Origin of the sequence: Bacillus sp. ISL-39, assembly GCF_018613295.1 — a bacterium.
Lineage (GTDB): Bacteria > Bacillota > Bacilli > Bacillales > Cytobacillaceae > Mesobacillus.
Genome location: NZ_JAGGQM010000005.1, coordinates 46,669 through 73,342, shown reverse-complemented (window position 1 = coordinate 73,342; position 26,674 = coordinate 46,669). Strand labels below are relative to the sequence as shown.

Here is a 26,674-nt window from a genome sequence, read left to right as displayed (position 1 = left end):
GAGCCCGATACCTTTCAGAAATGCAAGATATGTCCAAAAGGCAACAGTCAATGCAATTGTAAACTTCATCAAAATCTAGTCCCAGGCCTGGGGGCTTTGGAGGGCAAGCTATGGATTTTCGTTTTGATATTATCATTGAATATACTCCTTATCTAATAAAAGGGACGCTGCTGACGATCGGGCTATCATTGGCAGGGATCTTAATTGGGACAATCCTCGGCCTATTCATCGGGCTCGGCAAGATTCAGCGCCGAAAACTGCTGACATGGCCGTTTGTCTGGTATATCACTTTCTTTCGCGGGACCCCGCTATTTGTACAAATATTGCTGATTCATTTTGGCGTGGTTCCAATGCTCATTGGGGAAACGAACGGAATTGTGGCAACAATCATCGCACTGTCCCTGAATGCGGCAGCCTATATTGCCGAGATTTTCAGGGCAGGAATCCAGTCGATCGACCGCGGCCAGATGGAGGCTGCCCGGTCGTTGGGAATGACCCATGTCCAGGCGATGAGGTATGTGATTTTGCCACAGGCCTTCAAGCGGATGATTCCTCCTCTGGGTAACGAATTCATCGTGCTTATAAAAGAATCATCCCTCGCGGCGATTGTCGCGACTCCTGAAATCATGTACTGGGGCCGGGCAATGGCAGGACAGTATTACCGCGTCTGGGAACCGTACCTGACCGCCGCAGTCATATATCTCATCCTGACACTCTCGCTTAGCTTTTTACTAAATCTCCTTGAAAGAAGGCTGAAAACAGAATGATCAAAGTCGCTAATCTGCAGAAGTCATTTGGCAGCCACAAGGTTTTGAATGGAATAGATGTTGAGGTCCAGCCCCAGGAGGTTGTGGTGGTGATTGGTCCATCAGGTTCCGGTAAATCCACCTTTCTTCGCTGCATAAACCTGCTGGAAACGATTACGGATGGACATGTGCTTATTGAAGATATCGACATAACTGATAAGGGTTCGGATATCAACAAAGTGCGTGAAGAGGTCGGAATGGTTTTCCAGCACTTCAACCTGTTCCCTCATAAAACAGTGATTCAAAATATCATGCTGGCTCCGCTGAAGGTACGAGGTATTCCTGAACAGCAAGCAAGGGAGAAAGGAATGGAGCTGCTGAAAAAGGTAGGACTCGAGGACAAAGCGGATACCTACCCAGACTCACTATCCGGCGGGCAAAAGCAGCGGGTGGCCATCGCCCGCGCCCTGGCGATGGAGCCAAAAATCATGCTGTTCGACGAACCAACCTCAGCACTTGATCCAGAAATGGTCGGGGAGGTTTTAGAGGTCATCAAACAGCTAGCCCGTGAAGGAATGACAATGGTTGTCGTCACCCATGAAATGGGCTTTGCCCGCGAAGTCGGCGACCGCGTCATTTTCATGGACGGGGGATTGATCGTGGAAGAAAACAAGCCGAATGAGATTTTTGAAAATCCGCAGCATGAGCGGACGAAAGCGTTTTTGAGTAAGATATTGTAATTTGAAAAAGGAAGCCCGATTTTTATAGTCGCGGCTTCTTTTTTACGGTTAACCGTTAATAAATCGGCCACAACCGTTAATAAAAGTTGTGAAACCGTCGATAAATTGATGGCAACCGATAATAAAACTCTTGCAACCCTCAATAAATTTCATTCATCCCGAAATGACCATCAGTAAAACTGAAAAGTCCACTGCCAATCAACTGGAAACCTGATATCAAAACGGTTTAATATCGCCATTAAAGTACTATTAGTGAGGAAACCTGGCCATTTAAATAAATTTATCCAATTTACGATTGCTAAAACTAATATCATTAGTTAAAATAAAACTAATGATATTAGTTTTATGGAGGTCGAATAAAATGAGAGTGATCAAAGAGGAGTATTTATATCAGCTGACGTTCATGCCAAGGTTTTTTCCTGTGAATTGTTATTTTATCGAGGAGGAGGATGGGCTGACTTTAATTGATGCTGCTCTTCCATATAGCGTGAAGCCGATTTTGCAGGCTGCTGAAAAAATCGGAAAACCAATCAAGCGGATTGTTTTGACCCATGCTCATGGCGACCACATTGGGGCGCTTGATGAACTGAAAGCCAAACTCGATGTTCCGGTTTATATTTCTAACCGCGATTCGCGCCTATTAGCTGGTGATACCTCTCTTGACTCAAATGAGCCTCAGACACAGATTCGCGGCGGTGTGCCAAAGAACATTAAAACAACGCCGGATATGCTCCTGAAGGAAGGGAATGAAATTGGTTCTTTGCTGGCGATCTCAACTCCAGGACACACACCTGGATCGATGTCATTCCTTGATCGGAGAACCAATTTGTTGATTGCGGGCGACGCCTTCCAGACCAGGGGCGGGACTGCTGTCTCAGGGGTGACAATCCCGTGGTTTCCTTTTCCGGCAATGGCGACATGGAACCAGGAAGCCGCCCTTCAAAGTGCCCGGAAAATCAGGGAGCTAAGACCAACCCTTCTCGCGGTTGGGCACGGAGACCTGCTTGGGAATCCTTCAGCACCTATCGAAAAAGCCATTCAAAAAGCGGAAGCAGCTTTTACAAAATAAAGGAGTTCGAAAACATGTCACCAAGACCGAAAATTGCACTTGATAAAAATACAATTATGATTGCAGCTGCTGAGCTTGCGAATGAGCATGGAAGTGAGTATATCACTCTTGCACTGCTTGCCAAGAAGCTAAATATTAAACCGCCTTCTCTATACAATCACTTTGACGGTCTGCCAGGTATCAAAAAAGAACTGACTATTTTTTCTCTTGAAAAACTCTTCAACAGCCTGGCAGAAGAAGCGGAAGGCAAGTCTCATGGGGACGAAGCAGTAATGGCATTAAGCCAGGCCTATTTAACCTTCGCCAGGAGAAATCCAGGATTGTACGAGTTCGCCTTATCAGCCCCTGATCCAGCGGATGAGCATGTTCAAGACGCCGGCAAAAAAATCGTGGAACTCGTCGTGTCTGCTATCGAGCCTTTTGAACTTTTAGAAGAAGAAGCGATCCATGCTGTCCGCGGGTTAAGAAGCCTGATGCATGGGTTTGCATCGCTGGAGCAAAGAGGTGGTTTCGGGATGCCGCTTGATTTGGATGAAAGTTACCAGCTGGCAGTCACTGCTTTTATCAGGGGCTTGAAAAAATAAAGCGAATTTTCATCTTCTGAAATAGATTCCAAAGCTACTCATATACATATCTATAGATGCAACTTTGAAAGAACAGGAGGCACACTATGGATATATATGTGAGAAGAGGAGACTCCTTTTGGTATTTCAGCAATATTTTCAACATCCCTCTCCAGTTGATTATAGATTCCAACCGTGATATCGACCCAAATGCCCTGGATGTGGGACAGACGGTGAGGGTTCCTGGTTTTGCAGCGGTGGATTATCGGATCCGTGCAGGGGATACCCTTTGGAAAATTGCCCAAAGCAGAAACCTGCAGGTGGATGCGCTGCTGCTGGCCAACCGAAATATTAATCCGAATGGACTGTACATCGGACAGATGGTCAAGGTTCCGCTAAGAATCACCTGGCGAATTGTCCAGGGTAAGAAGAACTATGATTATGCCTCATTGATAAGTGATTTAAGACGTTTGGAAAATGTCTATCCGTTCATGAGGGTGCCATCGATTGGCAACTCTGTTTTAGGTAAAAGTATCCCGGAAACCTTGATCGGTAATGGAAATAAACGGGTTCACTATAATGGGTCTTTCCATGCGAATGAGTGGATTACCACTCCCATCATCATGACTTTCCTGAACGACTATCTGCTGGCTTTGACAAATAAGTCATCCATTCGCGGCCTGTCCATGCAGAACTTCTATGGACAGACAACATTATCGATTGTGCCGATGGTGAATCCTGATGGTGTCGATCTTGTGCTCAATGGGCCGCCTGAAGCAGAGCCATGGAATGAAAGAGTAGTAGAATTGAATCGAGGAAGCCTCGATTTCAGCGGATGGAAGGCGAACATCAGAGGGGTGGATCTCAACGACCAGTTCCCGGCAAAATGGGAGCTTGAAAAAGAACGCAACCCAAGTCAGCCGGGCCCAAGGGACTATGTTGGGCCAAATCCATTATCCGAGCCGGAAGCGATTGCGATGGCAGAGATGACAAGAAGGCGTGATTTTGCCCGGGTTCTGGCTTTCCATACCCAGGGAGAGGTCATTTACTGGGGCTTTGAAAACCTTGAGCCGCCTGAATCAGAGACAATGGTCAATGAATTTGCCCGGGTGAGCGGCTATCAGCCGGTAAAAACGATTGAGAGTTATGCCGGCTATAAAGACTGGTTCATCCAGGATTGGCGCCGGCCAGGTTTTACTGTGGAACTTGGTTTCGGCATAAATCCGCTGCCGCTGTCCCAATTCGATGAGATATATGAAGAAGCCCTGGGAATCTTCCTTGCAGGACTTTATCTATGAAAAAGCAGATCACCTGAAAAGGTGGTCTTTTTCTATACAAGTATTTGGATGTATCTGGTAAAATAAAAAGGTTAGGGGTGGATTAGTTGACTTATTCAGGAAATATATCAAAAAATATTTTATGGGGAATCATTTTAATAAGCGTGTTCATCCTTCCCAATTTAAGCTGGATGTTCCGGTTTTCAATCACTCTTGCCTGGCTAGTAGTTACTTTGCATCAAGTCCAATTAACGATTACCTCAGAGCAACTTGAATATAAAATCAAACTCTTTAAATTCACGATTTACCGTAGGATTCTGACGCCAGAGAAAATCAATAAAATAAAATTCTGCCGGATTGGCTGGTCGATGAAGAATGCGGTGGTGAAGGTAAGGGGAGGATTCAACTTCAGTGTTGCCTATTTTAACAGCGAACAACTGAAAGCTGAGCTTGAAGAATTTGCTTTAGCGAAGAATGTTGAGATCCAAAAAACGAAGGATTATCTGCTGCTGGAAAAATACTATTCTAATAACTAACAAAAGCATCGGGCAAGGGCCCGATGCTTTATCGCTTATTTTTCAAAAATGCTGTTGGAAAGAAGCCGGAACAGATAATCGGTATGGTCACGAAAACCAGCTTCAAGGCCAATCATCGTAACATCCTTATCCTGTTCTTTCACGATGACTGCCTTGCCCTGTGCTTCACTGTTGTTTTTCCAGTGGCCAGCTACAAAGAAGTCGGCGTTGTCATCGAATGTTGCGGATACTTCATCATTATCGGTGTTTTCATACCAGACAGGACGGTAAACAAAACCGAGATCATCCTCGCCATATCCTCCACTCACACCTTCGCCGCTGTAATCAACCTTTGCGATACCATTGCTGCTGTAGCCAGCCACGACAATATCATCATCAGTAAGTCCCAATGTCTTTGTCGCGAGGGAGGCACCAGCCCCAACAGCGATATATTTTCCGCCATTATTTAAAAATTCTTCTACATTAGCTTTGAAACTATCAAACTGAGCTGGATTTTTGAACCCGAACTCTTTATTGCCTGGTCGTGATTGAGTTTTGGCAATCAAACCTTCAGTCCCGCTGTAAACAAATACATCAAAGCCGGAAAGACCTTTTTCTGCAACGTCTGCAGGGGCTACTTCAGTAACAGCGAAGCCAAGACGTTTCAGAGCGAGTTTTGTACCCGAATGAGACTGGGCCTTGTTCATGCCGCCATCCTTCAAGATCGCAACCTTCATGTCGTTGACCTCAACCACATCAGCCGGAACCTTTGCTGATTCAATGTGTAAACCAGATTCTTTTACGGCTGTTGAAATCACATTCGCCGCTGCTTCTGTGTAAAAATTGCCTTCAGAATCGCGTTTTACAGAAACGCCTTGCTGAAGAAGCGTATTCACCAGGTTAACAGCTTTTACTGAACTGTTCGGGATCAAGAATGGCCCTTTGCCGCTGACAGAACCCTGTTCTTGTAAATGGTTCACATTAGCCGCTGTTAGATCAAAATCGCTTTGGACCGCAATTGCGTCGAAGCCCCAGAGCTCTGGCAGGCTCCATGCTGAAATATCGTACATGGCATCCACATCTTCAGTGATGTCCTCGCCATCCCATAGCATCGTATTGGCAAGGCCGGCTTTTGCCTGATCCATTTTAACGATATATGTCCCTTTTGGGTAAAGCTGTCCGTCCGCTGTAAAAGCTTTGGACGCCTGGACAACTTCAATGTCATTTTTCAACAGGTGATTGACTGCTTTTTGAGTTACAGTTGGATCTTCGGAATCAACTGGGAGTACATAGGCTGTCGGAAAGAAGCCTTCTTCATGGAATGGGTGGTCAAAGTTGATGCCTCGCTCGAACATTTCGATTTGGTCCTTGATCATTTCCTGCTTGTTATCCGTAGCATTTTTCAGGGCACCCATGATGGCGTCATACATCCAGCGAACGCCATCTTCATCATTTGTTGGCGCTTCAAGTGTGTGGCCGTAAGCACCATGGTACATTGCGTACATCGGAGTGAAGATTGGCGGATAATCATCCCAGCCTTCCGCGTCGTCACGCTGAGGAATGTAGGTTCCTTCCATTGACTGATAGAGACTGCCTGAGAAGCTTTCCTTGTCGGACATGATTTCAGTTTCCATTGCTTCAGCCAGACCCATAGCCCATTTTTGATATAGATCATATTCATAATTAGGATTATGCGGAACAGTACATGGTTCAATAAGACCCTGCTTGTTCGGTGCATAATTTTTAACATAACCGTGAGTATCTAGGAAGACCATTGGATTCCATTCCTTGATCAGGGCTACAGTTTCCTGGGTTTCCGGCTGTGACTGGGTGATGAAGTCACGGTTCAAATCGATACCTTCTCCGTTGAAACGTGTAGCATCAATCCGTCCATCAGGATTCTGGACAACATTGAAAATCAAGATGTTATTTTCCAGGATTTCTTTCGTGGTGTCGTCATTCTCAAGTGCAAAGCGCTCGATCAGCTGCATGACCGCATCACTGCCGATAAACTCGGTACCATGGATGGAGCCATTGATCATGATGGGCACTTTGAAGTCTGGGTTATTGTCAATCCAGTCCTGAGCTTTTTGAGGGTTTTTGAACATTTGTTTTCTTAAAGCCTGGATCTTGCCGAACTTGCCCTGTGAGTCCGGGGAAGCGATGGTCACGACATAAAGAGGCTGTCCTGTTGATGACTGACCTTTTACTTCGACTTTCACTCGGTTGGATTGCTTCTCGATTTGGGCAAGCTTATCGCCGATTTCCGAGAATTTCATAAAATCATAGTTTTCGCTGTTGAATAGGCTGCCGTCCTTTTCTTCGTATGCATTTACATAACTCCAGCTTAAAGACTCAGCAAGCGCCGGCGTCCATGGTGAGGATGCTAGCAAACTTGCAGCTACCACACCAGAAATAATTTTTTTATTCTTCATTTATGTATCCTCCGAATGTAGTTTTTTTGTATATTTATACATATTAAATATTAATTATTATTTCGGCAATCGTACGAATTTCCTAATTTTTATTCTCGGGAATATAAATGTTGATACTCCTTGGGTCCAGCGATATTGGGAAATAAATCGAAAGGGAGATGTAGGAAGATAGTCACCAGGCAGAGACAAATAAAAAACAGGGCGAGTTGCCCTGTTTTATTGTGGCTGCATTGTTCGGTTGCGACGCTTGCGGTTCCACTGTCTTGCTTTATACTTCTGTTCAAGTTCAGCGACAGGTTTTGCAACAAGTGCGTTCTTGAATTCTACCGGTGTCTGTTTTACTGAAAAAACAACGGTTTTGACAGCTTTCTTTTTCTTTTCAAAATCAGTCATCAGCTTTTGCTGTTTAAACTTTAGTGAATCAGTTTCTTCTTTGATTGCATTCGTTTTATTTTGGACCCGTGTGGCTGTCTCCTGAAGACTATCAATCGTTGGCTTGGCGTCTTTAAATGTTTTATATGCAACATATCCCAGGTAACCGAGGGCAGCCACGATGACAGCGATACTTATATATACAATGATCATAAATAAGCCTCCTTTCCAGCTTGCGAATAAATATCATTTACATATTGATTACCCTATTTCAGCCGAAGAATAACTGATTTTTACATACAGCCTAAAATTGTTAATTTTGAAGTATTTGTGAAATAGTGAACATGCATTATCTGAAGTGTGACGAACTTCACAAACAGGAACCTCAAATCACAATACAATGTATACATAGAGGAAATATCATTAATGAAAACTCCGGAACAGAAGCTTTAACTATGGGAGGACAAACGAGATGAAAAAGAAACTAGTCATGATAGGAAACGGAATGGCAGGAGTAAGGACGATTGAAGAATTGCTTAAACTTCAGCCAGATGGATATGAGATCACTATCTTTGGGAATGAGCCACATCCTAACTACAATAGAATTATGTTGTCCACTGTCCTTCAGGGAGATAAGTCAATCGAGGACATCATCATGAATGACTGGAATTGGTACAAGAGTAACAGCATCCAGCTTCATACAGGGGAAGCAGTAGTCGGGATAGACAAGCGGAAGAAGCAGGTCCTATCTGATCAGGGACGCCTGGTAGATTATGATGAGTTGATCATCGCTACAGGCTCCAGCTCGTTTATTCTTCCTGTGCCCGGATCTGAAAAAAAGGGAGTAGTCGGGTTTCGTGACATCCATGATTGTGAAATGATGATCAAAGATTCCAAACAGTATAAAAAGGCTGCTGTAATTGGCGGCGGGCTGCTAGGCCTGGAAGCGGCTAGAGGGTTGCTGAATTTGGGCATGGAAGTCGATGTTGTCCATTTGATGCCGCATCTGATGGAAAGACAGCTTGATGAAACAGCTTCTGGAATGCTGAAAAAAGAACTTGAAAACCAGGGCATGAATTTCATGCTTGAAAAGCAGACCGCGGAAATTCTAGGAGACGAGAGAGTAGCCGGACTCAGATTCTCTGATGGTTCCGAAATACAGGCGGATCTTGTCGTCATGGCTGTCGGCATCCGCCCTAATGTCCAGCTGGCCAAAGACAGCGGCATTTATGTTAACAGAGGGATTGTCGTCAATGATTATATGGAGACAGATGTGCCGAATATATATGCCGTCGGGGAATGTGCTGAACATAGAGAAATCGTTTATGGCCTTGTGGCACCGCTGTATGAACAGGGAAAAGTACTTGCAGCTAACCTTGCGGGGATTCCGGCTAACCCTTATGAAGGAACGATTTGCGGCACCCAGCTGAAGGTATCTGGCTGTGATTTGTTCTCAGCAGGTGAAATCGGTGATGACGAAGGAACTAAATCAATCAAGGTCCACAATGAGTTTGATGGAATCTATAAGAAAATTGTCATTCGGGATAACCGGATTGCCGGGATTGTACTTTATGGGGACACAAAGGACAGCAACCGACTGTTCAGGATGCTGACGAAAAGAGAAGACATCAGCGGAATGACTAGTGTTTCAATTCTAGAAGCAAACGGCTGCTGTGGCGGTGGAGAAGCAGGCGATGCAGCGGCGATGGCTGATGACGAGCTTGTCTGCGGCTGTAATGGTGTCACAAAAGGAACGATTGTCGACGCAATCCGTACTAATGAGTTGACTACTGTTGAAGAAGTGGGCGGCTGCACAAATGCAGGCCGTTCATGCGGAAGATGTAAATCGCTCATATCTGACATCCTCGCATACACGCTTGGCGACCAATATGATACTTCGGTGAAAAAAGCAGGGATTTGCGGGTGCACAACTTTAAGCAAAGACGAAATAGTCGCCGAAATCAGGGCAAAAGGCCTGACGAATGTCAGGGAAGTCATGAATGTTCTGGGCTGGTCCCAGGAAGAAGGATGTTCGAAATGCCGTCCGGCGATCAACTATTACCTTGGTATGGTCAATTTTGACGGCTATAAGGATGAACGGGATTCAAGGCTGGTTAATGAGAAAATGCATGCCAACATCCAGAAGGATGGGACATATTCAGTTGTTCCAAGAATGTATGGCGGTGTGACGACTGCTGCAGACCTGAAGAAAATTGCAGAAGTTGCCGAGAAGTACGACGTACCTTTGGTAAAACTGACGGGCGGACAGAGGATTGGCCTATTCGGTGTCAACAAAGAGGATCTTCCTGCAATGTGGGAAGACCTGGGGATGCCATCAGGCTATGCGTACGGAAAAACATTGCGTACCGTAAAAACCTGTGTTGGCGAAAAGTTCTGCCGTTTTGGAACTCAGGATTCAATGGGACTTGGAATTGAGCTCGAGAAAAAGTTTGAGCGCCTTGATACACCGCATAAGGTCAAGATGGGAGTTTCAGCTTGCCCAAGGAACTGTGCGGAATCCGGAATCAAGGATATTGGCTTTGTCGGAGTCGATGGCGGCTGGGAAATATATATCGGCGGAAATGGCGGAACAGACCTTCGTGCTGCGGATCTGCTTGATACCGTTAAGACAAAAGAAGAGGCATTGAAAACAACAGGAGCATATCTCCAATACTACCGTGAAACAGCTGCATATCTTGAAAGGACAGCACCTTGGCTTGAAAGGATGGGATTTGAACATATCAAGGAAGTCCTCGCCGTTGAGAACATGAGAAAGCAGTTGAATGAAAGACTGGATAAGACATTGGAGCGATATAACGAGCCATGGCAAGAAGCCATCGCTGATAATGGTATAAAAGAAAAGTACTATCAAGTACGCAACGTAACGGTTGAATAGGAGGATGGATGATGATGCAGGAAACAATGTTGAGAATCAAGCTGGCGGATTATGATTCCCTTCCTGTAGGCGCAGGGCAGGCGGTTACAGTAAATGGCGAGAACATCGTCTTGTTCAGGATATCCAATGGAGATGTCAAAGCGGTTGAGAACCGCAGTCCCCACAGAAAAGGCGGGACCCTTGCCGATGCACTCGTAAGCGGGAAGTATATCTACTGTCCAGTCTACGACCTGAAGATTTCCCTGGAAGACGGAAAAGTTCAGGCTCCGGATACAGGCGAAGTAAAAACGTATCATGTTGTAGTAATCGAAAATGAAGTGTATATAACAGTATGACCTAAAAGGGGGGAACCTTCCCTCTCAATGAAAGGCAGAAGCGCCTGAGGGGCTAGGCGCTGGAGCTGGACACTAATCTAATTGTGAAAAGTTTATACTTTATACAGCATTGAAAGGGCGGGAACACAATGGAAAAAGGAAGAGCATTTTTAGTCGGAGCCGGGCCGGGAGACGTACAGCTGATCACAGTTAAGGGGATGGAAGCCATCAAAAAGGCTCAGGTCATTCTATATGACCGCCTTGCCAATCCGAAACTGCTGGATTATGCTCCTGCAGATTGCGAGCTGATTTACTGCGGCAAGCTTCCGGACCGGCACGTCCTTCGCCAGGAAATGATCAACGACCTTCTGGTTGAAAAAGTGCTTGAAGGAAAAATCGTTGTCCGTCTCAAGGGCGGCGATCCTGGCGTATTTGGGCGCGTAGGCGAGGAAGCAGCTGCTTTGGCCGAAAATGGCCTTTCCTTTGACATTGTACCGGGAATCACTTCAGGAATATCTGCACCGCTATATGCAGGAATTCCCGTCACACACCGTGAATTTGGCGAATCCTTCGCGGTGGTGACTGCCCATGATAAATCTGAAAATGGCCAGCCGAAACTGGATTGGAAAGGGCTTGCAACCGGCATTGACACCATTGCCTTTTACATGGGGATTTCAAATCTTCCGTATATCAGTGAAAATTTGATCAAGCATGGAAAAGCGGAGGACACCCCGGTGATCCTCATCCAATGGGGAACCTTCTCCCGGCAGCAGACTTTGGAGGGAACTCTGTCCAATATTGCCTCCAAAGCGAAGGAAGTGAATTTTACCAACCCTGCCATCACTCTTGTTGGTGACATTGTATCGCTTCGAAAGAAGTTGAACTGGTTTGAAAAGAAACCTTTGTTTGGTAAACAAATATTACTTGCCCGAACAGGAACGGATGAGAGTGAACTGGCGAAGGAATTGATGGAGCAGGGAGCAGATGTGATTGAATTCCCGAAATGGAAAAAGATTTCACTGCCAGCGGATCAGGCGGTGATCGACAGAATTCCAGAATACGAAAAAATCCTTTTTACCTCTCCTGAAAGTGTCGGAGAATTCTTCGAAATCTTATTTTCAGAAGGCATCGATATCAGAAGGGTGAAAGCAGACTTTTACGGCTGTTCAACAAAGTCTGTCAAGGCATTGAATGAAAAGGGCTTTTTGGCAGAAGTGGATGTGAAGATGTCTCAATATGGAAAGCTGTTAATCGTAGGTGACAGTGATACAGCCTACAAGTATCCTCATGCTGAAAGGTTCGTAACATCCAAAAAGGTCATTGACGAGCAATTCACGCCAATTTTTAAAAGAGTGTTTGATGAAGCTTCTGTCAACACAGTTATTTTGCCAAGCAGCAGGTCTGTCAAAACAATGATTGAAGAAGGGGTCCTCAAGGAGCTCATTCCGCAGCAGCTGTTGAAAACAGCAAACATTGTTTGCATGGGAGTTAAGACGGCAGTGACTGCAGGGGAATATGGCATTGCAGCTGGTAATGTGTTGGAGGCGCCGGATAAAACCGCTGTGGTCGATTGTTTGGCCAATAAAGAATCTGAGCTGGCATTCGTGTAATGGATTTGTTTTAAAGGAGAGAAAGATATGGAAGCAACAGTATACATCAGCCATGGCAGCAGAAGTGAGCAAGGAAACAAGGTGTTTGTTTCATTCATCGAGAAGGTAATATCCACAGGGAAGAGTACGAATACAGCCTATGGATTCCTTGAAAATGCCCGGCCAACCATTTTCGAAGCGGTCGAAGCATGTATTTTAAAGGGAGCATCATCAATAATCGTCGTTCCGGTATTGCTGCTTCCGGGAATCCATGCAAATGTAGACATTCCGGCTGAATTGGATAGGGTAAAACAACAGTATCCAGAAATAAAGATATTCTATGGCGAGCCGCTTGGAGTAAATGAAACATTACTGGAAATCGTTCTGGACCGTTTAAATAAACAAGGGTTTTCAGGTATGAACTCAGAGACCGTCCTGCTCGTCGGACATGGCAGCAGGGATCCCCTGGCTGCGGTGGAATTCGAGAAGCTGGCAGGCAGGGTGCAGGAGAAAGTCTCGGCCAGAGTAGATACTGGCTATATAACATCACAGCCATTTTATGGAGAAAAGCTCTTGGGAAGCGACTCGTCATCAAAGATTTATATTTTGCCATTTTTGCTGTATACAGGCGGTTTTACCGCTAAAATAGAGGAAACAGTAAACAATGTGTTGGTTCAATATTCGGAAAAAGAGATTGTCCTGTGCGAACCAGTAGGCTTTGATGAACGTCTGGGTGAACTGCTTCTGCAAAGAGTTGATGAAGCAAGCGTAAGGTAAACTTAGAAATACGGTTTTGGCCAATAGAATTGTGAACATCGCCAATAAATTTGTGAACATCACAAATAAATTATTATTTTCGCCAATAAAGTTGTGAAAACCGCCAATAAAATTATATTTTCGCCAATAAAGTTGTGAACTCCGCTAATAAAATATAATTCGCAGGCAACAACGTCAATAAATGGAGAGTGAAAGCATGATATACCCTATAAATGTACGGATACGGGATCGGAATGTCGTTGTGATTGGCGGGGGCAGAGTCGCTCAACGTAAAGTCTATGGATTACTGGATGCTGGAGCGAAAGTGAAGGTGGTGAGCCCGGAATTAACAAGCGAATTGCTGCGGCTATCCGAAACAGGCGAAATTTCCTGGCGGCCTGAGCCCTATGCAAAGGAAAATCTTGAAGGAGCTTTGCTCATCGTTGCCGCCACTAATGACCGAGAGACGAATCTGGCAGTTAAAAGGGATGCAGCACCATATCAATTGGTTAATCTTGCAGATCATCCTGAAGAATCGGACTTCCAGGTCCCATCCGTCATGAAAAGAGGCAAATTGACCATTGCCGTCTCTACATCGGGAGCAAGTCCGGTACTGGCAAAAAAGATTTGCCGCCAGCTGGAGCAGATGTTTGATGAACAATATGAGAGCTACCTGGAGTTCCTGGCATCCAGCCGTAAAGAAATCAAGGCGGCTGTCAAAGATGAAACAGTAAGAAGGAAGCTTCTGAGAACCATAGCAGACGAGAGTTTCCTAAAGGAGTCCTATCGAGAAGAAAGGTTTGCCAGGTTGCTTGAAGAAGCGATACGTGAGGAGGGGAGGTAAAGCGCGAATGCGTACAATTACTTCCCTTTTTTTTGTTTAAAAGTCCATTTTTTTATTAAGGAATTCGCCCATACATGCCGGGGATAATTGGAAATGATATAATTAAATGGAAAATATTTGATTGGAGTACCGTTTATGAAAAAATTTGTCGTGTTCCTAAAAGATAAAAGGAAAGGCAAACTGGAACCAAGCCTGTTGACAAGGCATATTGAACACCTCAGGAATTTAAACCAGGAAGGGAAACTGATGGTTGGCGGCCCGTTTAAAAATAACGAGCAAGCAATGGTCATCCTGAATTGCGATGATATTGATGAAGCACTCAAAATCTTTGCCAACGAAGAAAATAACTGGCTGATAGACAGTCCGCAGACGACAAGGAATCTGGTTCATTAGGAATAAAAAAGGACTTCCAGCAAGTGCGGAAGTCCTTTCCAGGATACTATATCCTATTATTTTTTTTCTGCTTCGACGATAACTTCTTCAGTAGTTTCTTCAGGTGCTTTTTCAAATACTGCAAAGACAGCAGAGATCAATGCAGCAAATTTCTTCGCCATTTCACTTGCATATTCACTCGCTTTAGACGCAGCTTTATTAGCAGCAGAAGGGTTAACTTTAGCTTCTTCAGTCACTTCTTCAGCAGCAATTTCATCAGCAACAACTTCTTCAGTTACTTCTTCAGAAGCAATTTCATCAGTGACGTCTTCTTCAGTCACTTCTTCAGCAGCAGTTTCATCAACAACAACTTCTTCAGTTACTTCTTCAGAAGCAATTTCATCAGTGACGACTTCTTCAGTCACTTCTTCAGCAGCAGTTTCGTCAGCAACAACTTCTTCAGTAACTTCAACAGACAAAGCAACAGCGGAGTTTTCGTTAGCTTTCTCTTTAGCAACATCGCTTGCATTGAAAGCACTAGACTTCATTTTGTTAGCGATAGAATGAGATACTACTGTTTCTTCTTCAGTGACATCTTCTTCAGTAACGTCTTCTTCAGTAACGACTTCTTCAGTGACATCTTCTTCAGTGACATCTTCTTCGGTTACATCTTCTTCAGTAACGTCTTCTTCAGTGACATCTTCTTCAGTGACATCTTCTTCAGTGACGTCTTCTTCAGTGACGTCTTCATCAGTGACATCTTCTTCAGTAACATCTTCTTCAGTAACATCTTCTTCAGTAACGTCTTCTTCAGTGACGTCTTCTTCAGTGACGTCTTCTTCAGCAACTTCTTCTTCACTGACTTCAACAGACAAAGCAACAGCAGAGTTTTCGTTAGCTTTCTCTTTAGCAACATCGCTTGCATTGAAAGCACTAGACTTCATTTTGTTAGCGATAGAAGGAGATACTACTGTTTCTTCTTCAGTGACATCTTCTTCAGTGACGTCTTCTTCAGTAACGTCTTCTTCAGTGACATCTTCTTCGGTCACATCTTCTTCAGTGACGTCTTCTTCAGTAACGTCTTCTTTAGTGACGTCTTCTTCAGTGACATCTTCTTCAGTGACATCTTCTTCAGTAACGTCTTCTTCAGTGACATCTTCTTCAGTAACGTCTTCTTCAGCAACTTCTTCTTCACTGACTTCAACAGACAAAGCAACAGCAGAATTTTCGTTAGCTTTCTCTTTAGCAACATCGCTCGCATTGAAAGCACTAGACTTCATTTTGTTAGCGATAGAAGGAGATTCCTTATCTTCTGTATCCTCTTCCTCTTCGTCTTCGTCTTCTTCTTCAGTTTTCACTGTTGCATCTGTATCAAGATCGATGTCTTCAGAATCAGAGTCATTTTCTTCGTCTTCTTCAGTTTTTACAGTTGCTTCTGAATCAAGGTCAATGTCTTCAGAATCCTCATCAGATTCTTCTTCATCTTCCTTTTTCATTTCAGTGTCAGCGTCAAGCTCAGCTTCATCTTCTTCTTGTTTTGTTGCTGTATTTTCTTCAAGCTCAGCAGTTTCTTCTGATTCAGCATCTTTTTCAGTGTCATCAGTCACAACTGGGTCTGCTTCAACAACTTCTTCAACAACTTCTTCAACAACTTCTTCAACAACCTCTTCAACGACTGGCTCCTGAGTAACAACTTCTTCAGTTGGAACTTCCTCAGCAGGTGCTTGCTGAACAGTTGAATGAACTGCTGCGTTTGGTGCTGCATGCTTTTTAGCCGTTTCACTTGCATGAGTGCTAGCCTGAGACTTCGCTGCTTTTTCCTTAGCTTCCGCTTTTGGTGCTTTTACTTGAGGTTTGGCAGCAGGCTTTGCTGAAACAGCAGGCTTTGCTTTTTCCGCTTTTTTAGCAGACTGTACCTTTGCTGGTTTCACTTCGTGAGATTGTTCAACCTTAACTTTTTCAGGTCCTGCAGCTTGAGTGAATTGCCCTCCAGTCAGTACCCCGATTGACAATACTCCAGCTAACATAAAAGACTTCACGACTTTGGTCCCATTCATATAGTTATTCATTTTAATAATTCGCTCCCTTTTAATTAACGTTATCCGTGGCTATTCCGTCGGTATACGGTAAAAAAGCAGGAGCTTTGAGCGGTGGCGGTGATGGCGGGGCATTGACCCACTGGCTTTGAAAAACAGCAACTCGCGATGTATATGGCTGCAGGAGATTTAAATTATATGATTCATCCCAAACAAACCACTTATCGTTAATGAAAGTGCTCGCGTTTCCATAACTTGTCCTGTCACTTGACGGCCCCCCTGAAGCCTTTGTGCGTGAAGGAGGGTTTGGAATGTTGTCACCCTTAGGATACCTCTCGTTTTTGGATGAATCCTTTTCATCATCTTTAACTAAAGGCATTTCTTTGCTTGCCGTCTTTGCTGTAGCTTTAACTACTGACGGGGTCGCTGCTGACTCCTTGGATGGCTCAACCTTTTCCTTTAACCCAGGTGATCTGCGCTGTGTTTCTTTTGCGTAATTACCCTTATTATGTATGGATTTTAAAGCATCTTTATTGCTATGTTTATTGCTTTGTTTATTGCTATGCTTTGTTTTATGTTTTTCCTGTTTTAACTTCTCGTTGATCAAGGCCTTAGCCTTTTGAGGCAGGGCCGCTTTCTCATTTTTCTTGAATGATTGAGCTTTCCTATTGGATTTCACTGCATCAGCAAAATTCTCTTTCGGTATTGCCTGGTCTTGTTTTTGAACGCCTGGCTTCTCCACCGGCTGGTTTTTGACATCAGGTTTGGCTGGAGTTTTTTCAGGAGATTGTGCATTCTCAGCCTTATCTGGCAGAGTAACTTGTTCAGCCGCCACAGGCTTTTGAAGTTTTCCGGCATTTGGCCCTTTTTCAGCAAAAGCGATGTCAGGTACCAACATAGCTGCACCCGCAATAAAGCCAGTAATAATCAGTTGTCGGAAGTGCATTCTTTTTCACCTCCTTTCATAAAGGTATTCTAACTTTCCGAAATAGCATTCTGGTTTTCAAACCTCTTTTTGTCGGTTTTTGAAGGATTTTATAATAAACCATTCTTTTAACCTACCAGGTTATTCAAAAAGATGCATAAAGACCTGATACAATTTACCTTTCTTATTGGCACTTATTAATTGGGATGGAAAATTAATGGGATTATTCTTGCCCTTTTATAAAAAAGGAGTAGAATGTTAGTTATGCTTTAATCGTTTAAATGAAAGAAGGAAACATCATGAAAAACCTTAAAATCTATTTGATTCTTACTGGTGTCATGTTTTTGTGGGGATTGAATGTAACGGCCCTAAAGATTATAGTAGGGAATTTTCCGCCAATCACCATCACCTCGCTCCGCGTCTTCACGGCTGGGGTCTCGGTGTTTATCATTCTATTTTTCTTAAAAAAAGTCCGGCTGCCATCCAGGCAGGAGTGGATATATATATTCGGCGGCGCAATCCTGAATGTCACTGGGCATCATTTATTTCTTGGCATTGGATTAAAAGTGACTTCGGCAGTCAACGGAGGACTAATCCTCGGCATGGGCCCATTGCTGACTGCTTTGATGGCGATTTTATTCCTTGGTAAACGGCTGACATTTATACGGATCCTCGGTTTTATTTTTGGGGGAATCGGGGTCTCTTTGACAGTGATGGCAGGGAGTAGAGGACTATCAGGCATGTCGATTGGTGATTTTTATGTATTTCTCTCCATATTGTCTCAGGCAATCAGCTTCATCATTATTTCAAAAGCCGCAAAAACCCTGGATCCCCGTCTGCTGACGGGATATATGCTGATTTTTGGCTCAATCCTGATGTTTTTTATCGGACTATGGAAGGAGCCAAGTGGATTAGCAAGCTTAGGCAGTGGTTCCCTTGGGGTGTGGAGTGTGTTTTTTGCTTCAGCCATCTTCGCGACTGCAGTAGGGCACATGCTCTACAATTACGCAATTGGCAAAGCCGGACCAGCGGAAGCATCCATTTTCCTGAACTTGAATACATTCCTGTCAATTATGTTCGCAGCGATTTTCCTCGGGGAGTATATTACCTCTTCTCACCTGCTGGGATTAATTTTCATCGTTTCCGGTGTCATATTCGGATCAGGGGCACTTGAGGAATTGTTGCTGAGAAACCGGATAAAACGGAACGCAGCTTAATATTGAAATTAAATGCAGGGCTTCGGCTCTGCATTTTTATTTTGGCAAAAAGGAAACTCAACTAATATTCAAACTGCCGCCACTGGAATTAAATTGAACCCAACTGGAGTTAAAACATCTTCAACTGGAATTAAATTGAACCCAACTGGTATTAAGAGCCATTTTATGTACCAACAGGGAGCAGACATATTTTAAATCAGATTCAACAGGAATAAAGCATTCAATCATTAAAAAATAGCTCAAGTTACAGGAAGCTGTATTCAATATCTCAAAGTGTCCATTTATCCAGAAAACTGTCCTGATTTTGCACACCTATCTCTAATGATCTCTTTATTTATCATATAAAGAACTTGGCACGATTCTTGCTTTATATAAAACTAACAAATTGGTAAAAGTGGAGGTCAGACAAAATGGAAATTAGTGATACAAGGGCGATAGTTACAGGCGGAGCTTCTGGTTTGGGAGAAGCAACTGTCAGGAGAATTGTAGAGAAAGGGGGAAAGGCGGCAATCCTTGACTTGTCAGTGGAACGCGGAGATGCTCTCGTTAAAGAACTTGGGGAACAGGCAATATTCATTAAAACGGATGTAACAAGTGATGAAGAAGTAATGAATGCCATCAACAAAGCAATTAAATCATTGGAGTCGATCAACACGGTTGTTAACTGTGCAGGAATTGGAGTTGCAGGCAAGCTGTTATCACGGAAAGGTGTCCATCCTCTGGACATGTTCTCAAAAGTAATCTCCATCAACTTAATAGGAACCTTTAATGTCATCAGACTTGCTTCAGAACAGATGTCTAAAAATGAGCCGAATGAACATGGTGAGCGGGGTGTCATCATTAATACAGCATCAGTTGCCGCGTTTGATGGCCAGATCGGGCAGGCTGCCTACAGTGCTTCAAAAGGCGGCGTTGTCGGGATGACGCTGCCAATTGCCAGGGAGCTTGCTGCCTATGGAATCAGGGTGATGACAATTGCCCCTGGGCTTTTCCATACCCCGATGTTCGATTCGCTCCCAGCGGAAGCAAGGGATTCTCTAGGAAAAATGGTGCCATTTCCGCAGCGTCTAGGTTATCCCGAGGAATATGCGATGCTTGCTGAAAGCATCCTGACAAATCCAATGCTGAATGGCGAAACAATCCGCCTGGACGGTGCCATCCGCATGCAGCCTAAATAATATCATTGCAACGCATTTATAAGGATTAAAGTTATACATTTTTAAAGCCTGCACCTGTTCGGGGAGCAGGTTTTTTACAGTCAATAAGTGTACCTTTCCGCAGCAGTGCTATATAATTGAAGTTATAATATTCAGAAACCTCTCATATAAGGAGGGAAATGAATGATTGAATTCAAGGATATTGTTACACCTGTCGACTGCAAGGTCACGGAAAAAACAACATTAAGAGAGGCACTCGGAATTTTCAAAGAGATGAAATGGAATCTTCTGCCCGTCACAGACGCCGAACGGAATTTGCAGGGTGTTTTTACCCGAAGCGGACTTTATCAAATGATCCTGGATGGCAGTCCGCTGGAGGCACCAATCCAGCCATACATAAAGAAGCAAGCAAGGTCCATCCGTATTGACACCCCTTACCGTGAAATCGAGAGAATTGTTAAAACAAGCAAGGTTGGGACCGGGGTCGTGCTTGATGAGCAGGACAAGGTCATCGGTTTACTGACCAAGACCGATATGGTGGTCGCTCTGTTAAAATCTGCGAATACACTTAAGGACCAGCTGGAAACAATCCTGCAGCATTCCAATATCGGGGTTCTCATGACTGACGGCCGGATGAAGGTAGTGTATGCAAATGAAGCTTTCGCCAAAATCAGCGGCCGGTCCGTTGATTCGATCATGTCCAGCGAAATCGGCGAGATTTTTCCCGGCTTGTTGAATGAATACAATTCACCTCATCATTACGAAAAATTCAAATCGATTCTTCACATCTCTTCCTATGAAACAGTGAATCATGAAGAAGGGAAAATCCTGTTATTCCAGGATATTTCCGAATTTGAAAAAATGGCAGAAGAGCTGGAGACCGTCAAAAAGCTGAAGCTGACAATCGAGACGACGCTAGAGAATGCGTATGATGGAATCTTGATGACCGATGAAAAGAACATGATCACGATGGTCAGCCCGCCGCTGCTCGAATTGTTCAGCCTGGAAAAAACAGAAGTTTTACACAAACCAGTTGAGCAAGTGCTTCCGCAACTCAAACTTGAGAGTGTATTCAGATCAGAAATGGCAGAGGTCAGCGATTTTAACGAGATGAACGGAATCAGATACATAGTCCATCGAATCCCAATCAAGAAGGATGGCAAGGTAATCGGCGCGATTGGCAAAGTGATGTTCCGCCAATTGAATGAAGTCAGCGAGCTGTTCAAGAGACTTCAGAAAGCGGAGAACAAGGCTAGCTTTTACCATCAGCAGCTGCAGAAATCAGAGTCGGCCAGATTCACCTGGGATCATATTTTCAGCGAAGATCCTTATATGGAAAAATTAAAGAAAAGTGCCGCCAAAGCAGCGAAAGGCCGATCCACAGTATTGGTCAGGGGTGAAAGCGGAACAGGGAAAGAGTTGTTCGCGCATGCTATCCATAACAGCAGTGCCCGGAGTGAAGGTAAGTTTGTTGTTGTCAATTGTGCCGCTATCCCGGAGGACCTGCTCGAATCAGAGTTTTTCGGATATGAAGAAGGGGCCTTTACGGGGGCAAAGCAGCGCGGTAAAATCGGGAAGTTTGACCTTGCGAATGGCGGGACGCTTTTTCTCGATGAAATCGGCGATATGTCACTCTCCCTCCAGGCAAAACTATTAAGGGTCCTGCAGGAGCGGGAGTTTTACAGAGTAGGCGGAAATATAAGGGTGAAGGTCGATGTCCGTATTATCGCGGCGACTAACCGTAACCTGGAAGAAATGGTGAGGCAGGGGGAGTTCAGGGAGGACCTTTATTATCGCCTGAACGTCATATCGTTGACTATTCCTCCGTTAAGGGAACGTGTTCATGATGTCGAGTATTTGATCAGCGGTTTAATGAAAGAATTGAATTCGATGCTGGGCACGAGCATCACCGGTATCTCTTCCCCGGCAAAGACCGCACTGCTTCGCTATGAATGGCCGGGAAATGTAAGGGAACTGCGCAATGTCCTTGAACGTGCGATGACCTTTGCCGAGCATGGGAAAATTCAGGCTGAGGACCTGCCGGACTATCTAATCTCGCAACTATCCAGCCCGCTCGGAGAACAAATCAGCCTTGCAGAAGATGCCGAGCTCGGAGCCATCAGAAAAGCGCTCTCCCAGGCAAATGGAAACAAAGCAAAGGCAGCAAGACTCTTAGGCATCAGCCGCTCAGGCCTTTATGAAAAAATAAAGAAATACCAGCTGAGCGTATAGGAGGCTCTATGTATTCTAAAAAATACTGGCTATTGATGCCGCCTTTCTTATTAATTGGAATACTGCTACTCATCTTATTACCTGTGGAAAAAAGGCCATTTATATTTTTGGTCCCCCTGATTTTCTGGGCGGTATATTATGGTTGGAGTAAGCGCGGTCGAAAAAATGAAGATTAGCCTAGTAGATTTACACATATGTTTAGCGAACTGGAAAAAACACGTGTTTTTTCCAGTTCGCCAACAAATCTTGGAAATCGCCAATAAAGTTGTGAACTTCGCCAATAAAATCATAATATCGCCAATAAAGTTGTGAACTTCGCCAATAAAAGTGTGAAAACCGCCAATAAATCTATAATGCCTCCAGTAATATCATCAATTAAGTACAAGAACTACCCAGTAAACTGCTGAAACGAGCAATAAGATGAGATTTTTCCCGTTCAGTAACCACCATCTATTTAAATGTCCAAACACAGTGTCCATTTTTCGGACACTTTGCAGGACAAACATCCAAATTCCTGCTTGGTTGTTGCTGTCATCTTCATTTTTGGAAAATTGGCATAATTATTGCATATAAAATGATGAAGGCGTTTTCAAATTTAACCAGGGGGGAAGTTCGGTATGGATATCGGATCATATTTAGCGCAAAATGCAAGGAAAACACCGGAGAAGCTCGCGATTCAATGTGAAGGCAGGAGCTATACATACAAGCGGTTTAATGAAGAAGTGAACAAGTTTGCCCACGGACTGCTCAGCCTGGGGGTTAACAAAGGCGACAGGATTGCTTTAATGATGAGAAACTCTGATCAGTTTGTATTTGCTTTTTTTGCTGGAGCTAAAATTGGTGCGGTAAACGTGCCGGTGAATTTCCGACTGACAGCATCCGAGGTCCATTACATACTGGAACAGTCTGGCGCTGTGCTGGTTATTTGCGATGATGAGTTCGAGGATATCATCACTTCTGCACGTGAAGGGACAAATACAGCTCATGTCATTTCGACTGGCACCCCTAGAACAGTTGGACATTATTCATTCGATAAAGTCCTTTCCGAAAATGCCGATGATCCACAAATTGAAATCAGCAATGATGATGACCTTGAAATCTTGTATACGTCCGGGACAACCGGCAGGCCCAAGGGTGCTTTGTTTGACCATAAACGAGTCTTCAATGTCGGCCTGACGATGATGATCAGCATGGGAATCAACCAGGAGGAAAGAATCCTCCATATCGCTCCGCTGTTCCACTCGGCACAGCTTAATCTTTTCCTGATATCAGGCGTCGTTCTTGGGGCAACCCATATCATTCATCGGGATTTTCATCCGGTTACAACGCTTGAAGCAATCCAGCAACATAAAATCACCCACTTTTTTGGAGTCCCGGCGATGTACAACTTTATGCTGCAGGTGCCGAATGCTTCTGATTATGACCTATCTTCGATTAAAAGATGCGGCTATGGTGCTGCACCAATGGCTCCGGAACTTGTCCGCAAAAGCATGGAGCTTTTCAGGACAGACCAGTTTTATAATCTATGCGGTCTGACTGAAGCTGGCCCTGGAGGCATATTGCTGGATCCGGAAGGGCATAAGCACCATTTTGGCAAGGGAGGAAAAGCCGCATTCCTGACTGAAGCTAAAGTGGTGAATGAAGAAGGGAAAGATATAAAGCCTGGTGCAGTCGGTGAATTCATCATCAAAGGTGAATCCATTATGAAGGAATATTATAAGAAGCCGGAAGAAACGGCAAAGACAATCAAAAACGGCTGGCTTTATACCGGGGACCTGGCGACGGTCGATGAAAACGGATATATCACTCTCGTTGACCGGAAAAAAGACATGATCATTTCCGGCGGGGAAAATGTGTATTCAATTGAAGTAGAGGAAGTCCTTTATGAACATCCTGCTGTTCTTGAGGCAGCAATCATCGGTCTGCCGGATGAAGTTTGGGGAGAAGCCGTCTGCGCAGTCATTGTGCCAAAGCAGGATGCAATAGTTGATGAGCAGGAGCTTAAGAGCTTTTGCCGCCAAAAACTTGCAGGCTATAAAGTTCCAAGAAAGATCTTCATCGAAGAGGCGTTGCCAAGGAATGCTTCTGGAAAAATACTAAAATACCAGCTTCGCCAGAAACTGAATGAAGTGAAGCTTTAATAGTTTGAGTGAGAGGGGAGTCAATTATGAAACATCCTTATTTAACGGATGACCATGAAATTTTTCGCAGGTCACTGAGGAAATTTTTAGAGAAGGAGGCATATCCATTTTACGAACAGTGGGAGGAAGAGCGACTGATACCGCGGTCCTTCTGGGAGAAAATGGGCGAGCAGGGCTATCTTTGCCCTGATATCGATGAAGAATACGGCGGCAGTGAAGTCGACTGGGGATTCGCAGTTGTCATCAATGAAGAGCTTGAGCGGGTGGGCTCAGGCCTGGTTGGCGTAGGGCTGCATAATGACATTGTAGTTCCGTATATCACTTCCTATGGAACAGAGGAGCAGAAAAAACGCTGGCTGCCAAATTGTACCTCAGGTAAAACCATTACCGCGATTGCAATGACAGAGCCAGGGACAGGGTCGGATCTGGCGAACATACAGACAACAGCAATCCTTGATGGCGACCACTATATTTTAAATGGGCAAAAGACTTTCATCACCAATGGAATCCAGTCTGATTTAATTGTCGTAGCCTGCAAAACCGATCCAAAAGCGAACCCCAAGCATAAAGGTGTCAGCTTGCTGGTCGTTGAGCGGGATACACCTGGTTTTACCCGAGGGAGGAAGCTGAATAAAGTGGGACTGCACTGTCAGGATACGTCAGAGCTTATCTTCGAAGAGTGCCGTGTTCCAAAGGAAAACCTGCTGGGTGAGGAAGGGAAAGGCTTCCTTTATCTAATGGAAAAGCTCCAGCAGGAACGACTGCTTGTTGCGATTGCAGCCCAGACCGCATCTGAGGTCATGCTGAAGCAGACGATCGAGTATGTCAAAAGCCGGGAAGCATTTGGCAAGCCGGTCAGCAAGTTCCAGAATACGCAATTCAAGATAGTCGAGATGGCGACAGAAATCGAAATGGGCAGAGCTTTCCTTGACCAGCTGATTGCCGAGCATATCGAAGGCAAGGATGTTGTCACAAAGGTATCGATGGCAAAGTGGAAGCTGACAGACAGCGCGAGGAAAATTGCCGCAGAATGCATGCAGCTCCACGGTGGATATGGATACATGGAAGAATACGAGATTGCGAGAAGGTTTCGTGATATCCCGGTTGCCAGCATCTATGCAGGAACGAACGAAATCATGAAAACCATCATTGCTAAAAATCTGGGTTTGTAGAAAATCAGATTTTCAGAAAGGAAGATGAAAACATGCGTGAGGTTGTAATCGTTGAAGCCGTAAGGACGCCTGTCGGCAGAAGGAAGGGTTTATTGAAGGATATCAGGCCGGATGAGCTGGCTGCAGGAGTTTTAAAAGAGGTTGTAAAGCGGGCCGGAATCAATGCAGGACTTGTAGAGGATGTCATCCTCGGCTGTGTAACACAGTCAGGCGAACAGGCTGGAGATATTGCCAGGGTAGCGGCTTTGACAGCCGGTTTCCCGATTGAAGTACCAGGAACAACGATTGACCGCCAATGCGGATCGAGTCAGCAGGCAGTCCATTTTGCGGCCCAGGCGATCCTTGCAGGGGACATGGATGTCGTCATTGCCGGCGGCGTGGAGAATATGACACGTGTTCCAATGGGGTCTAATTATCAGGAAGCCAACCCTTTCAGCCCTAAATTAAGAGAACAATACGAGATGATCCATCAGGGATTATCCGCAGAACGGATTGCGGAGAAATATGGTTTTACCCGGCGGGAACTTGATGAGTTCTCTGCAGAAAGCCATCGCCGGGCTTTGAAGGCGCAGGCAGAGGGGTATTTTAAAAAAGAAATCATGCCCCTCGAGATCACACTCGAAAATGGTGAAACAACTTTGGTGACGGAAGATTCAGGGCCTCGCGAAGGAACGACTCCTGAAGTTATGGCCGGGTTGAAAACGGTCTTTAAAGAGGATGGTGTCATCCATGCCGGGAACTCGAGCCAGATCAGTGACGGTGCAGGTGTCCTGCTTTTGATGGACCGTGAAAAAGCTGAAGAGTTAGGCTTGAAGCCGCGGTTCAAGGTTCACACCAGGGTTGTGGTAGGTTCAGATCCGACATTGATGCTGACAGGACCAATTCCGGCAACGGAAAAAGTCCTCAAAAAAGCCGGCCTGAAGCTGGAGGATATCGATGTCTTCGAGGTGAACGAAGCATTCGCTCCTGTACCGATGGCATGGCTGAAGGAAACGGGAGCGGACCCTGCAAAACTCAATCCGAATGGAGGAGCAATCGCGCTTGGCCACCCTCTTGGAGCGAGCGGCGCCCGCCTGATGATTTCGATGATGTCCGAACTTGAAAGGACCGGCGGACGCTACGGCCTTCAGACAATGTGCGAAGGGCACGGCATGGCAAACGCCACCATTATTGAACGTCTGGATTAAAAGAATGCCAACATTTATTGGCGCCTGAAAACAGCAAAAGTGAGAAAAACAGGTCACCAATGAGACTACTATAAACTGCTACTCTGTAAAGCATAAAATCGACATTTTATTAGGAGGAA

At 44.7% G+C, this 26,674-nt stretch carries 22 protein-coding genes; 18 read left to right on the top strand and 4 right to left on the bottom strand.

The genetic code is table 11. The features are described 5' to 3' along the window. The first annotated feature begins 110 nt into the window (after positions 1-110). The 6 genes from J7E37_RS06455 to J7E37_RS06430 all read left to right on the top strand — a co-directional run bounded on the left by J7E37_RS06455 (position 111) and on the right by J7E37_RS06430 (position 4,931). A complete protein-coding gene (locus J7E37_RS06455; protein WP_214780596.1) occupies positions 111-767 on the top strand; it encodes an amino acid ABC transporter permease in 657 nt (218 codons plus the stop codon). Beyond that, positions 764-1,486 carry an amino acid ABC transporter ATP-binding protein gene (locus tag J7E37_RS06450; RefSeq protein ID WP_215023082.1) on the top strand — a complete coding sequence of 241 codons (723 nt, stop codon included), beginning with the start codon at positions 764-766 and terminating at the stop codon, positions 1,484-1,486. Before J7E37_RS06455 ends, J7E37_RS06450 begins: the two co-directional genes overlap by 4 nt. Positions 1,487-1,847: 361 nt before the next feature. Beyond that, complete coding sequence (locus tag J7E37_RS06445) at positions 1,848-2,555, top strand: MBL fold metallo-hydrolase (protein WP_215023080.1); 708 nt, start codon at positions 1,848-1,850, stop codon at positions 2,553-2,555. Between the two features lie 14 nt (positions 2,556-2,569). After that, on the top strand, positions 2,570-3,139 hold the full coding sequence (locus J7E37_RS06440) for a TetR/AcrR family transcriptional regulator (RefSeq protein WP_215023078.1): 570 nt from the start codon (positions 2,570-2,572) through the stop codon (positions 3,137-3,139). 86 nt (positions 3,140-3,225) lie between these two features. Further along, entirely contained in the window at positions 3,226-4,416 is a 1,191-nt protein-coding gene (locus J7E37_RS06435; protein WP_214780600.1) for a M14 family metallopeptidase, read from the top strand. A gap of 86 nt (positions 4,417-4,502) precedes the next feature. Continuing rightward, positions 4,503-4,931 (top strand): hypothetical protein, encoded by a 429-nt coding sequence (locus tag J7E37_RS06430; RefSeq protein WP_214780601.1) that lies wholly within the window; start codon positions 4,503-4,505, stop codon positions 4,929-4,931. A 35-nt stretch (positions 4,932-4,966) separates the two neighbouring features. Here J7E37_RS06430 and J7E37_RS06425 read toward each other — a convergent pair whose 3' ends face one another. Both J7E37_RS06425 and J7E37_RS06420 read right to left on the bottom strand, forming a co-directional pair. Continuing rightward, positions 4,967-7,345 (bottom strand): M14 family zinc carboxypeptidase, encoded by a 2,379-nt coding sequence (locus J7E37_RS06425; protein ID WP_214780603.1) that lies wholly within the window; start codon positions 7,343-7,345, stop codon positions 4,967-4,969. A 216-nt stretch (positions 7,346-7,561) separates the two neighbouring features. After that, on the bottom strand, positions 7,562-7,930 hold the full coding sequence (locus J7E37_RS06420; protein WP_214780605.1) for a DUF948 domain-containing protein: 369 nt from the start codon (positions 7,928-7,930) through the stop codon (positions 7,562-7,564). A gap of 259 nt (positions 7,931-8,189) precedes the next feature. On the opposite strand from J7E37_RS06420, the gene nirB reads away from it, so the two are divergent. The 6 genes from nirB to J7E37_RS06390 all read left to right on the top strand — a co-directional run bounded on the left by nirB (position 8,190) and on the right by J7E37_RS06390 (position 14,509). After that, on the top strand, positions 8,190-10,613 hold the full coding sequence (gene nirB, locus J7E37_RS06415) for a nitrite reductase large subunit NirB (RefSeq protein WP_215023076.1): 2,424 nt from the start codon (positions 8,190-8,192) through the stop codon (positions 10,611-10,613). Positions 10,614-10,627: 14 nt separating this feature from the next. Further along, a complete protein-coding gene (locus tag J7E37_RS06410) occupies positions 10,628-10,948 on the top strand; it encodes a nitrite reductase (NAD(P)H) small subunit (protein ID WP_215023358.1) in 321 nt (106 codons plus the stop codon). 128 nt (positions 10,949-11,076) lie between these two features. After that, the gene (gene cobA, locus J7E37_RS06405; protein ID WP_215023074.1) at positions 11,077-12,537 is read left to right on the top strand and encodes a uroporphyrinogen-III C-methyltransferase; all 1,461 of its coding nucleotides are present in this window, start codon (positions 11,077-11,079) and stop codon (positions 12,535-12,537) included. A gap of 27 nt (positions 12,538-12,564) precedes the next feature. Next, positions 12,565-13,293: a sirohydrochlorin chelatase gene (locus J7E37_RS06400; protein ID WP_215023072.1), complete on the top strand. Its 729-nt coding sequence runs from the start codon at positions 12,565-12,567 to the stop codon at positions 13,291-13,293. Positions 13,294-13,489: 196 nt separating this feature from the next. Beyond that, positions 13,490-14,116, top strand: coding sequence for a precorrin-2 dehydrogenase/sirohydrochlorin ferrochelatase family protein (locus tag J7E37_RS06395; protein WP_215023070.1), 627 nt, complete (start codon positions 13,490-13,492; stop codon positions 14,114-14,116). Positions 14,117-14,251: 135 nt separating this feature from the next. Continuing rightward, positions 14,252-14,509: a YciI family protein gene (locus J7E37_RS06390; RefSeq protein ID WP_215023068.1), complete on the top strand. Its 258-nt coding sequence runs from the start codon at positions 14,252-14,254 to the stop codon at positions 14,507-14,509. A 56-nt stretch (positions 14,510-14,565) separates the two neighbouring features. Here J7E37_RS06390 and J7E37_RS06385 read toward each other — a convergent pair whose 3' ends face one another. Together J7E37_RS06385 and J7E37_RS06380 are read right to left on the bottom strand one after the other, a co-directional pair. After that, a complete protein-coding gene (locus J7E37_RS06385; protein ID WP_215023065.1) occupies positions 14,566-16,557 on the bottom strand; it encodes a hypothetical protein in 1,992 nt (663 codons plus the stop codon). Between the two features lie 19 nt (positions 16,558-16,576). After that, positions 16,577-17,470 carry a hypothetical protein gene (locus J7E37_RS06380; protein WP_215023063.1) on the bottom strand — a complete coding sequence of 298 codons (894 nt, stop codon included), beginning with the start codon at positions 17,468-17,470 and terminating at the stop codon, positions 16,577-16,579. Between the two features lie 278 nt (positions 17,471-17,748). On the opposite strand from J7E37_RS06380, the gene J7E37_RS06375 reads away from it, so the two are divergent. From J7E37_RS06375 to J7E37_RS06350, 6 genes are all read left to right on the top strand, one after another. Continuing rightward, positions 17,749-18,666, top strand: coding sequence for a DMT family transporter (locus J7E37_RS06375; protein ID WP_215023061.1), 918 nt, complete (start codon positions 17,749-17,751; stop codon positions 18,664-18,666). A 410-nt stretch (positions 18,667-19,076) separates the two neighbouring features. Next, entirely contained in the window at positions 19,077-19,844 is a 768-nt protein-coding gene (locus J7E37_RS06370; RefSeq protein ID WP_215023059.1) for a 3-hydroxyacyl-CoA dehydrogenase, read from the top strand. Positions 19,845-20,006: 162 nt separating this feature from the next. Further along, positions 20,007-22,055: a sigma-54-dependent Fis family transcriptional regulator gene (locus J7E37_RS06365; RefSeq protein ID WP_215023057.1), complete on the top strand. Its 2,049-nt coding sequence runs from the start codon at positions 20,007-20,009 to the stop codon at positions 22,053-22,055. A 617-nt stretch (positions 22,056-22,672) separates the two neighbouring features. Further along, positions 22,673-24,196, top strand: coding sequence for a class I adenylate-forming enzyme family protein (locus J7E37_RS06360; RefSeq protein WP_214783805.1), 1,524 nt, complete (start codon positions 22,673-22,675; stop codon positions 24,194-24,196). 26 nt (positions 24,197-24,222) lie between these two features. Then, positions 24,223-25,368, top strand: coding sequence for an acyl-CoA dehydrogenase family protein (locus tag J7E37_RS06355; RefSeq protein WP_215023055.1), 1,146 nt, complete (start codon positions 24,223-24,225; stop codon positions 25,366-25,368). A 32-nt stretch (positions 25,369-25,400) separates the two neighbouring features. Beyond that, a complete protein-coding gene (locus J7E37_RS06350) occupies positions 25,401-26,555 on the top strand; it encodes a thiolase family protein (protein WP_215023053.1) in 1,155 nt (384 codons plus the stop codon). Positions 26,556-26,674 lie beyond the last annotated feature (119 nt).